At 44.5% G+C, this 10,841-nt stretch carries 9 protein-coding genes; 4 read left to right on the forward strand and 5 right to left on the reverse strand.

All coding sequences use genetic code 11. The features are described 5' to 3' along the window. Window positions 1–303: 303 nt before the first annotated feature. The 3 genes from V7K27_RS22260 to V7K27_RS22270 all read right to left on the reverse strand — a co-directional run bounded on the left by V7K27_RS22260 (window position 304) and on the right by V7K27_RS22270 (window position 3,687). Complete coding sequence (locus V7K27_RS22260) at window positions 304–1,635, reverse strand: dihydroorotase (protein WP_334950249.1); 1,332 nt, start codon at window positions 1,633–1,635, stop codon at window positions 304–306. A gap of 230 nt (window positions 1,636–1,865) precedes the next feature. Next, complete coding sequence (locus V7K27_RS22265; protein WP_334950250.1) at window positions 1,866–3,218, reverse strand: histidine phosphatase family protein; 1,353 nt, start codon at window positions 3,216–3,218, stop codon at window positions 1,866–1,868. A gap of 115 nt (window positions 3,219–3,333) precedes the next feature. Further along, window positions 3,334–3,687 carry a hypothetical protein gene (locus V7K27_RS22270; RefSeq protein WP_334950251.1) on the reverse strand — a complete coding sequence of 118 codons (354 nt, stop codon included), beginning with the start codon at window positions 3,685–3,687 and terminating at the stop codon, window positions 3,334–3,336. Between the two features lie 728 nt (window positions 3,688–4,415). Between V7K27_RS22270 and V7K27_RS22275 the strand changes: the two genes are divergently transcribed. After that, window positions 4,416–6,059, forward strand: a complete 1,644-nt coding sequence (locus V7K27_RS22275) for a DUF1565 domain-containing protein (RefSeq protein WP_334950252.1) — start codon at window positions 4,416–4,418, stop codon at window positions 6,057–6,059. Window positions 6,060–6,303: 244 nt separating this feature from the next. On the opposite strand, the gene V7K27_RS22280 is transcribed toward V7K27_RS22275, so the two are convergent. Continuing rightward, window positions 6,304–7,101, reverse strand: a complete 798-nt coding sequence (locus tag V7K27_RS22280) for a Uma2 family endonuclease (protein ID WP_334950253.1) — start codon at window positions 7,099–7,101, stop codon at window positions 6,304–6,306. 90 nt (window positions 7,102–7,191) lie between these two features. Between V7K27_RS22280 and V7K27_RS22285 the strand changes: the two genes are divergently transcribed. The 3 genes from V7K27_RS22285 to V7K27_RS22295 all read left to right on the forward strand — a co-directional run bounded on the left by V7K27_RS22285 (window position 7,192) and on the right by V7K27_RS22295 (window position 10,401). Beyond that, complete coding sequence (locus tag V7K27_RS22285; RefSeq protein ID WP_334950254.1) at window positions 7,192–9,435, forward strand: FUSC family protein; 2,244 nt, start codon at window positions 7,192–7,194, stop codon at window positions 9,433–9,435. Window positions 9,436–9,461: 26 nt separating this feature from the next. Beyond that, complete coding sequence (locus V7K27_RS22290; RefSeq protein ID WP_334950255.1) at window positions 9,462–9,968, forward strand: hypothetical protein; 507 nt, start codon at window positions 9,462–9,464, stop codon at window positions 9,966–9,968. 124 nt (window positions 9,969–10,092) lie between these two features. After that, window positions 10,093–10,401, forward strand: a complete 309-nt coding sequence (locus V7K27_RS22295) for a type II toxin-antitoxin system VapC family toxin (RefSeq protein WP_334950256.1) — start codon at window positions 10,093–10,095, stop codon at window positions 10,399–10,401. On the opposite strand, the gene V7K27_RS22300 is transcribed toward V7K27_RS22295, so the two are convergent. Next, complete coding sequence (locus tag V7K27_RS22300; protein ID WP_334950257.1) at window positions 10,376–10,690, reverse strand: hypothetical protein; 315 nt, start codon at window positions 10,688–10,690, stop codon at window positions 10,376–10,378. The genes V7K27_RS22295 and V7K27_RS22300 overlap by 26 nt on opposite strands. Between the last annotated feature and the right edge of the window lie 151 nt (window positions 10,691–10,841).

Here is a 10,841-nt window from a genome sequence, read left to right on the forward strand (position 1 = left end):
CAAGACGTGATATTCAATTCTTTGGCTTCTCATCACGATCCGCGTTACCCCACCCTAACCCTCCCCTTATAAAGGGGAGGGAACTGGATTTTTTTCCCCCCTTTATAAGGGGGGATTAAGGGGGGTAAAACGCCTGTGGGATAAGCGTTTTGGCTTAAGTTGACACCAATGAGCAGTGCTGTGCCCCTACGACGGATGTGGTTCAAATACATGATTTCTGCTGAAAGTTCCCCGCAACTAACAAGCGGCAAGTTTTGTGGTCAGGTCTAAATCCCCGTTACAAATTACGAATTACGAATTATTTCAACACCAGATTTGCACAACATGACCTTTCAACTGTTGTCCAAACCAGGGTGTATTTTGTGAAAGTGTATAAAGACTTTTGCGTTCGACTTTCCAGGTTTGCTGGGGATCAAATAAAGTAAGTTCTGCTGGTTGATCGGGTGCGATCGCACTGACTTTTTGCCCCAAACACTCGGCTGGACTGCTACTCAATGCCCGCCATAATTCTAAAGCTGTAAATTCTCCAGTTTCAACGAGATATTGCCACAGTAAAGGTAATGCTAACTCTAAACCAATTGCCCCGGCTGGTGCTTCGGCAAAAGCTTGGACTTTTTCTTCGTAGCTGTAGGGTGTGTGGTCAATAGCGATCGCATCGATCACACCCGCACGCACCCCAGCACGCAACGCCGCTACATCACGAGAATTACCTAAAGGCGGGTCTAAATGCAAGCTGGTGTGATAACTCTTAACTGCTTTTGTATCAAGTAAAAGGTGCATCCAGGTGGTGCTAGCGGTGATGGGTAAACCAGCAGCCTTAGCTGAGGCGATTAATTCCACACTGCGAGATGTAGAGACACGCATGATATGGACTGGTGTGCCTATGGTTGCAACCAATTCAAGCATTGCTGCGATCGCAGTAGTTTCAGCACTGGCGGGGATTGGGGGTAAACCGAAACGCAGAGCATCTGACCCTTCTCTCATTACACCATTTGCTGTTAATTGGCGATCGCTAGGCCAAAAAGCGACTGGTTTACCCAACGGCTGGAGATACTCTAACACTCCCCGCACCAGCGCCAAATTTTCTAAAGGCTTACCATCCGTAAAACCAACAACGCCAGCCGACGCTAAATCTGCCAATTCCGTCATTTGTTTACCAGCAACATCTAAGGTGATAGCACCCCAGAGATAAAGCAGGGGGAAAGCAGAAATAGGGGTAGCAGAGGGAGCCAAATTAATTTTCTCCTTCTCCCTTATCTCCCTCATCCCCCTCATCCCCCTCATCTCCCCACCTCTCTTCTGCTGCAACTGTGCTACAAGGGCAGGATTATCAATAACTGGGGATGTATCGGGTAAAATATTAATTCTGGTAAAGCCGCCAGCAGCAGCAGCTTGTAAAAGAGACAAGAGGGTTTCCCGTTCTTCAAAGCCAGGTTCACCAGAGTGGCTATACAAATCTATTAACCCAGTACCGAGAATTAATCCTTGACAATCTCTAATTTGAGTATCGGAACTGATATCAGAAATGCGCGAAGCTACTGCTTGGATATAACCATCAGCAATCAACACATCAAAGAGTCCGTCGATTTCAGAAACTGGGTCAATTACCCGTACTTGTTGCAGCAGTTCAGTCATAAAAGTTTTTAATTATGAGTTAGGGGTTATAAGTTATAAGTTATGAGTTATGAGTTATGAGTTATTTGTTCCTCAGTCATTGCTTCTAACTTTATTCCTCACTTCTAATTCCTCGCTTCTAACTTTATTCCTAACTCCTAACCCTTCGGCAGGCTCAGGGCATCGCTTTTAACTCCTAACGTACAGACGCGATTAATCGCGTCTCTCCAAACTCCTAACTCCTAACTTTATTACAATGCCCCTGCTGCTGTTTTATCTAATACCCCTCCACCTAAGTGAGCGGTGATGTTCATCGCTTGCAATACTGGTAAACCATCGATTCCAGAAGGGTAGTCAATAACACTGACTGCGCCATTACCCTGGCGAAAATTCCAGAAATTTTCCAGCGATAAACCCAGAATGTGACAAAGCAATGTTTTGTTAGTAGCGTCATGAGCTACTACTAAAACAGTTTTGAATTGATTCGTTGATGCAGCTTGTACAATTGATTGCCAAGCTGCAACGCTACGCTCCCAGACTTGTTGCAAATTTTCCCCTTCAGGCATTTGCACTTGCGCCGGTACTAGCCGCCAGCGCTGCAATTCTCCCGGAAACTCCTGCTCTATCTCGGTTTCTAATTTTCCTTCCCAGAGTCCGTGACTGATTTCTCTTAAACCATCTTGCAATTCTAATTTGACATTAGGATGTTGTTTTAAGATAATTTCTGCTGTTTCTTTAGGACGTAGCATTGTGCTACTGCAAGCATTATCGATCGCTACCTGTTGGAGAAATTCGCCTGCTTTTTCTGACTGTTGTCTACCGTTGTCGTTGAGGGGGACATCAATTTGTCCTTGAAACCTAGTTTGACGATTCCAGTCGGTTTCCCCGTGACGCACCAGCAACAACCGTATTCCTTGATGATCAGGTCGCAATGAGGGTAGAATTTCTCCGGTGTGTTGCGTCTGATTTAAGGATTCTAGCTGGACTGGTTCGCCCAATCCCCCAGCAAAATTTAGTACGGTGATGCCACAGTTAGATTGCTGTATTGAATGGTAGCGACTTGGAGGGATAGATAGCGCTGTGCTAATCAGGGCGCGATTAATTCCGTTATGTCCAACTATGAGAATAGTTTCGCCTTGATGGGAAGACAAAATTTCTTGCCAAAATTGCCGTGCTTGTTCATATAAAGCAAGAACGGGAAAATGTTCTCTTGTCCCTTGTGCATCATTCAGCAGCATCCGCAGTTCGTCGGGGCGTTGGTGCCAAGTGCGGTAGTCTTCGGCGAATTTCTGTTTGACTTGGGCAGTTAACAGTGCTTCCCATAAAGGCAGGTCAATTTCCAGCAGCAAATCAGAGACTTGGACTACAGCAGATTGTTCAGGATGAGTAGCTAACTCACTATGGATAATATCTGCTGTGTGTTTCGCTCGTTGCAAGGGACTGCTGTAAATTGCATTAAATAAGATATTGCTGAGGGCTTTGCCTACTTTACTAGCATCGTTACGACCTTTTTCGGTTAATGTTGACGCATCAGTGCGTCCTTGAATACGCCGCTCGGTGTTATAACCGCTTTGACCGTGGCGCACAATGATGACACGAGTCATCTCAAAGCCCTCCTCTATCTAGACGATTAATTTTACTGCAAAATGATTGCAGAATTATCGACTAAGGAAGGCGGATTTAGTCTGGCACAGAGAGAGCGTCAACCTTTATACCTGATTATTCTCTCTCTATATCTAACTGCACTTGCAATCCATCATTCTCATTTCCCGACTGAGCCGGTGTTAAGAAAACAGAAGTGTCTGGCAGTGATAATGATTCGTTAAAGCGTATTTTGACTGGAGTTTTATTGTTGCTTCTATTATTGTTGGAGATGCTTGCTGGATTAGTTTGCTCAAAAAAGCTTTTAAAGTCATTTTGGGCTGTTCTATGATCAATTCCAACTAGAGAATCACCAGTTAATCTGTATTGTCCTCGATTTAAGCTTGATGCTGGCGACTGTGCGTATACCTGGCTTCCTAAGCTTGCAAAGGCTGCTGTAATTGCCAAGAAAGCAATAATTTTGGTGTTCATTTGTTTTATCCAAATTATCTTTAATATTGCTTACCTTTATTTTCTGGGCAGATTGTTTTAATTAACTCTGTCTTAGGTTCGATTAAAATAATTGTATTGCCTATATACTTAGCTTGTCAATGATTCCTGCTGTTTCAGATGTTACCAAACTATAATTTTGGCATCTCTTTAGACAGTACCGTTGTCTGGTTCAGTTTCCAAGCGATCGCACTTAAGTTTGTTAAGATATGCCAACAAAAAATTAGGGATATTATTAGGACAACCGACCGAAGTTGAAGAAGAATTCAGCTATTCTGAATTCAGGAGCGGAGCCGGAGACAAACGACAAGCTCCGGTCCCAATCTTTCAGTCGGGGATTGGGACCGCGCAGGAATTGAAGACTACCAAATTTTCAATTTGGTAGGGGTCTTAAACGCCGATTATTCATCCGCTTTTTCGGTCAGAATACCTAACATGAATTCTGACTCCTGAATTCTGTTTGATAAAAGTTAACATTTGTTTAAGCGATCGCCAAAATACTCATCAATATCTCTGGCTGTTCACGTTGTCTGGAAAAGCCCACAAAAAACCTAACCCCTTCCCAACACTTTAAGGGGGAAAATTCAAAGTCTCTCTCCTTTTAGGAGAGAGAAATAGAAGTGAGGTTTTCCAGATACCGTGAAAAGTCAGATCCGCTAATTCATTAACGGTTAGCGCTAGGATAGCTATGTATTTTATGAAGTATAAATATGGCTCAAATTTTTTACGTAAATCCAGTAATAGGGAGCGATAGCAACGCTGGTAGCCAACAAGCCCCATTCAAAACTATTACCCAAGCCCTGAAGGTAGCTAAAGATAGCACCAAGATTCAACTAGCAGATGGAAATTATAATGCTGCTAGCGGTGAAGTTTTTCCGCTAACGATCGCATCTGGTGTAACAGTGGTGGGTAATGAAGCAAACATTGGCGATCGCATTTTAATTGAAGGAAGTGGTAACTACCTGAGCCGTACTTTTGCAGGTCAGAATGTCACATTTGTGTTGCTGGATAAAGCCGAACTTCGGGGGGTCACTGTCACAAATCTGGCTAGCCGTGGTAGTGGTGTCTGGATTGAATCAACTGCCCCGACTGTTGCTAATAGCACCTTCACCAACTGTAAGCGGGAGGGAGTATTTGCTACAGGCGAGGCTAACCCAGTTATTCTAGGTAATGTGTTCAGTCAGAATGCAGCCAATGGAATTGCGATCGCTAAAAATTCTAAAGGTCAAATTGAAAATAACACCTACTTCAAAACAGGTTTTGGCATTGCTATTAGTGATACTGCATCACCGATACTTCGAGATAACAAAATTTATGAAAACCGTTCTGGAATTGTCATCTCTGGTAGTGCCCGTCCGGTATTGCGTAATAATGTTAGTGAAAATAACACTGACGATGGTCTAACTATAGTTGGAACTGCCCTACCAGATATCGGCACTACTAATAACCCAGGAGGCAATACTCTACGCAATAACGGTAAATTTGATTTGCAAAATGTCAGTTCCAATAAGCTGGTTTCTGTAGGAAATAAAATAGATACGTCTAAAGTTGCGGGAAACGTAGAGTTTGCAGATAGTTCGGTTCCAATACCAACACCGACATCCACTCCTAAGCCAACACCGACGCCGACGCCGACGCCAACGCCCACGCCAACACCGACATCTACTCCGACACCGACACCGACGCCGACACCGACACCTACGCCCACGCCAACACCCACTCCCACGCCTACGCCAACACCGACACCCACGCCGACACCGATACCTACGTCTACTATCGAGTTAACCGATATTGCCAATCATTGGGCAGGTGGGTTTATTCGAGAATTAGTCAAATTGGAGATAGTTAATGGTTTTCCCGATCGCACATTTAAACCAGATGCGACAATGACACGGGCGCAATATGCCGCATTACTGGTAAAAGCTTTCAACCCATCGTCAAACCGCCCCGCGATCAAATTCAAAGATGTACCAGCAGACTTTTGGGCATCTAAGGTAATTCAGCAGGCATATCAAGGTTCATTTCTCTCTGGTTTTCCTGACAATAGCTTCAGCCCCAACAAAAATATCCAGCGTGTGCAAGTGATTGTCTCCCTAGTGAATGGATTGAAATTATCTGGTGATAGTGCAACCGCCATCAAAACTTTCGACGATCAAGCAAAGATTCCTCAATATGCCAAGGATGAGGTAGTAAAAGCTATAGACAAGCAGATTATTGTCAATCACCCGAACCTCAAACAACTCAATCCTACCCGCGATGCTACACGCGCTGAGGTGGCTGTGATGGTATATCAAGCTTTGGTAGATGCTGATCGTGTAGCAGCGATCGACTCACCTTATATTGTGACTGCTTGATTTTTAAACTGGTTTGTTTTGCAAAATTGCATAATTTTCGTCGGGGCAATTTATGAATTGCCCCGACAAAAAGGGCGGTTAGAAACCGCGTCTACACGAGGCTTTACCCACCTTTCCTGCGGAACGCCAAGGGCGAACGTGGGTTAAGAACCCTTGATTTTGTATTAGTCCACGGAGGTGGACTTTGTTTGTGTAGCCGCGTTCGCGTCAGCGTGCCGGAGGCTCTATTCCATTCGCCCTGGCTCTAAGTTGACTGAGGCAAATTGTTCGGGTCAATACCTTGAGATTGCAAATAAGCAATCAGTCGTTCTTTTTGCTGGCGTTCTTGTTCAGCGCGTTGGCGTTCTTGTTCAGCGCGTTGGCGTTCTTGTTCAGTGCGTTGGCGTTCTTGTTCAATCTGTTCCACAGCCCACGGTAATAAATTACCAGCTTGATCCCACCAGCGCAACCAATAACCAGTGTGAGCTTCTTTTGTTCCTTGCCAAGTTCCCAAAAATAAGCCCATTACATCAATCCAATGACGACCATTTTCGTCAGGTAGCTTTAACTCATAGCGTTTATTTTCCAGTTGATAATATTCTAATAAACCGCCATCTGGTTCAAAAATTATGTAGATGGGAATCTGCAAAATTTGCTCGTAGAAAAACCATTTTCCTGGTGGATAAGTTCGCTTTACCGAATATTCTCCACCCTCAGCGTGGGATAAAAATTCGATAGCGATCGCTGGGATATTTCCTTCTAAATTTGGTGTATAACTTTTGCGATTACCCACAACTTCATTAACAGATGGCACATAAACCCAGTCAGGTGCTTTAGCAATAAATTGGCCGTTGATTGTCGCACAAAGACCAAAGTTTGAAGCGATCAACATCTGGGGTTGGATGAATCCACTGATTTCTAGGCTTTCACGCAAAGCACCAGCCAATAGTGGCTGACCTGTATTCTCCACTGGTTCATCCTCTAGTTGAAAATCCTTGGGTAAGGCTTCCCAAGAGATTACCAGTTCATTTCGGGATTTGGCTTCACTGAGTTGGGTTGCCATAAACACAACATGAATTTATTTTTGATCTTATCGCTTCCAGGACAGCTATATATATAAGAATATGAAGAAAATCCAGATGAAAATTTTGTTTTGTTAATAAAAAAAATCCAGTTGAATCAAAGTAGTTTTCTCAGGTTTTTGATCCAGTCAGAGCCAGGAAAACCAGCAATATCCAACGGTTTGCGAGCCGCGTTAGCGTTGGGGGTTCCCATGCTAATTGGGCAACTCATCAACCAAAGGGAAAGCGGATTATTGCTTGGTTTAATGGCTTACTTTGTCAATTTAGCGAATGTTGGTGGCCCTTACCAGATCAAAGCGAAGGCGATGGTGGCGGCTACTTTGGGAATAGCTGTTTCAATATTTGTCGGTACTCTAGTCGCAAAAGTGCCAGCGCTAACTGTGGTGCTGACATTTCTCTGGGGATTTGCTTCCGGTTTTGCGTCGCTGTACGGTAATGCTGGTGCAAATGTCGGTCTGGTGGTAGGGATATCATTTGTTTCCGCGATCGCACAGTCAGGAGACTTAGAATCTGCACTCATGCGATCGCTGCTATGTCTAATTGCCGGTGGATGGGCGATGCTACTTTCCTTAGTAATGTGGCCTTTTAGACCTTATGACCCACTACGGATAGCTTTGGCTTCTTGCTTCAGTGCGCTCGCCAACTACATTCAGGCATTTGCAGGTAAAGTAGCAACACCTGAAAATATTCTCGAAATTAGACAGGCATTAGAGACAGCACGCACTACTTTAGGTACATTACGGATTGGACAGCCGGCTCGGAGTTGGATGAATGAGCAGTTATTGGTGCTAATTCAGGATGGCGATCGCTTGCTTGGCTCAGTTATTGCCTTAACAGAATTACTAGAAACTAACTTCAAACAACAACAATATCACACAGTCCAGCAATTAATAGACGATGCACTCGCACAAATATCAGTCATTCTTCAAGCCATAGCGAAAGTCATATCTCGCAAGCCTAGCAGCATCGATCTCGGAAATCTCAACCGCATCTATGAGGCACTCAAGGAACAAGAAAGTCTGCAAAGAAAAGTAATTGCGGGGAGTGAGACAGATTACACATCTCTCGTTGCTCTTAGTAATCTGGTGCTGATGATCGAAAAGCTAATCAAGCAATTGCAATACACGGCTCAGACAGCTAAATCTCTGGCAGATCGTAGCACGATAAGTCAACGTGATGTAGATAGACTTCTTTTAGTTGCAGACGAACAGCGATCGCTCTTAAGTTTACTCAGAGAAAACCTCACCTTAGACTCAGCAATCTTTCGCCATGCTCTCCGCATTGGTGTAAGTCTAGCTGTAGGCGTAATATTATACAGCATTACCAATTTACCAATGGGGTATTGGGTGACACTGACAATCATGCTAGTCCTCAAACCGAACTTGGGTGCAACTTTCCAGAGGTTTTTTCAGCGAGTCGGCGGGACTATCTTGGGAGCTGTGTTAGCTGCTATTCTACTTGCAACCATCATGAGTCAGCCTGTATTAGACACAATCATTCTGCTGACAGTATTTTTTGGCGTTTCCCTGATTCGTTTCAACTATGGGTATTCGGTGGTTTTCTTATCAATATTTGTCTTACTAATTATCGATATTGGTCATCCGATTGGTTGGCAATTTGCTGGCTTTCGGGTGTTGAATACATTAATTGGGGCGGCACTAGCTTTTGCGAGTCATTACTTTATCTGGCCAAATTGGGAACGCGATCGTTTACCCAGTCAACTCGCCACGGCACTACGAGAATGTCACAAATACTTTAGCGATGTGATGACTGTATACCAGGGGACAAAGGAGCCTGACTCTACCATTATCAGTCAACGGCGACAAACTGGGCTGGCAATTGGCAATGCTCAAGCCTCATTCCAAGGATTGCTGCGCGAACCGCAAATGCACAAAGAATTAGTAGAACCAGTGATGACGCTGCTGGCGTACATAGGACGTTTTACTAACGCCGTGACAGTTTTAGCAGTACATCTGGAACATTTTCGAGGAACAGTGCCACTCCCGGAATTAGAAACCTTTGTCCGCCAAATTTCGCTAGTGTTAGAGCAGTTAGCTGATTCAATACAGCAGGAAATTGCCCCACCGCCTTTGCCTGATTTGGAAGAAACGCTGCAAAAAATCCAACCACACCTACAAGCACTGCGTACAGCCCGTATTCAAGAACTAGCTGTCAATCAAGGACATACACCGATTCGTCAGGCAGTGATTGATTACAGCATATTAGATTTGGAGATTGACCAGATTGTGCGGCGGTTGACTGCTATGCACTCAGCGATGGTACGGATAATATATCACATCAAAGGGAACTCTTAAAATAATTCGTAATTACAGCAGAAATCATGTATTTGAACCACATCTATCGTAGGGGCACAGCACTGCTGTGCCCCTACCGCGTGGTCTATTTACCTGAAAATAGCTGTAATGTGAAAGTCAGTCTAGTCAGTGCGATCGCACTATTTCGGGAGTCGCTGAATATAGATTTCGGCGATCGCACTTTCAAGACAATTGCTACAAGATCGGCGATCGCAATTCAAATTCGAGTACTTTTGTTCCCTCAGATTCTCCTTCAGTTTTACCTCAGCTATTATTCATCATGCCAAAATAGGAAGCAGAAAAACCTGGAGCAGTTCAGTATGGCAATCCCGAAAATCGCTGATATGACGATTGATGACATTAGAGCTTTGATTACGGAGGTTGTGGATGAGCGGTTGCAGAACTGGTGGCAACAATCCAAGGATACCCGCTCCCTTAACGAGATTTTAGCGGCTATGGATCGCTTGAGATGGACACCTCCTCCTGAATCTCCGACTACTACTGAACTCCTGCGGCAGGATCGAGATCGGTAATGGTAAGCTATGTCGTAGATGCTAGTGTAGTAGTTCAGTATGCGATCGCCCAAGTTTACACACCAGAGGCACGGGTTTTAGTCGCTCGAATTTATCAGCGTGAGCAGTTATACATTCCAGAATTTTGTCTGCTGGAGTGCGTCAATGTTTTGTGGAAAGAGTTCGCTTTCAAGGATTGCCCCAAGCACAGGCTGAACAGATGGTTCATGAACTGCTGGCGTTATCCTTTCAGATTATGCCAATCCGTCACCTTTTGCCTAGCGCTTTACAAATTGGTTTAAGTAGTCAACTAGCTTTGTATGACTCGTTGTACATTGCATTGGCGCTCAACCTGAATTGCCCTCTAATCACAGTTGACGATCGCCAAGCGAAGGGTGCGATCGCTAGCGGTGTTACTCTCAAACCCATCACTGATTTCTCACCGACGAAATGAAGTATTCAGGTGCGATCGCAATTGCTATTTCGGCGATCTCAATTGCTATTTCGGCGATCTCAATTGCTACTTTGGCCATCGCAAAAGCTACTTCGGCGATCTCAATTGCTACTTTGGCCATCGCAAAAGCTACTTCGGCGATCGCAATTGCTATTTCGGCGAGCGCAATTGCTATTTCGGCGAGCGCAATTGCTACTTCAGCGAGCGCAATTGCTATTTCGGCGATCTCAATTGCTACTTCAGCGAGCGCAAAAGCTACTTCAGCGATCGCAAAAGCTATTGGGAGCATCCCAATTTTGCCAAAATAAAATTTGTAGTGGGAGCATCTTGCTCCCTAATGTCCTATGTAGTGGGAGCATCTTGCTCCCTAATGTCCTATGTAGTGGGAGCATCTTGCTCCCTAATGTCCTATGTAGTGGGAGCATCTTGCTCCCTAATGT

The organism is Nostoc sp., assembly GCF_036919575.1.
Classification (GTDB): domain Bacteria; phylum Cyanobacteriota; class Cyanobacteriia; order Cyanobacteriales; family Nostocaceae; genus Nostoc.

What these genes read in the sequence shown, in the direction of transcription:
- V7K27_RS22275 (WP_334950252.1), top strand. Translation starts at nt 4,416, where the DNA reads ATGGCTCAAATTTTTTACGTAAATCCAGTAATAGGGAGCGATAGCAAC.
- V7K27_RS22265 (WP_334950250.1), bottom strand. Translation starts at nt 3,218, where the DNA reads ATGACTCGTGTCATCATTGTGCGCCACGGTCAAAGCGGTTATAACACC.
- V7K27_RS22280 (WP_334950253.1), bottom strand. Translation starts at nt 7,101, where the DNA reads ATGGCAACCCAACTCAGTGAAGCCAAATCCCGAAATGAACTGGTAATC.
- V7K27_RS22300 (WP_334950257.1), bottom strand. Translation starts at nt 10,690, where the DNA reads ATGCTCCCAATAGCTTTTGCGATCGCTGAAGTAGCTTTTGCGCTCGCT.
- V7K27_RS22260 (WP_334950249.1), bottom strand. Translation starts at nt 1,635, where the DNA reads ATGACTGAACTGCTGCAACAAGTACGGGTAATTGACCCAGTTTCTGAA.
- V7K27_RS22270 (WP_334950251.1), bottom strand. Translation starts at nt 3,687, where the DNA reads ATGAACACCAAAATTATTGCTTTCTTGGCAATTACAGCAGCCTTTGCA.
- V7K27_RS22290 (WP_334950255.1), top strand. Translation starts at nt 9,462, where the DNA reads ATGTATTTGAACCACATCTATCGTAGGGGCACAGCACTGCTGTGCCCC.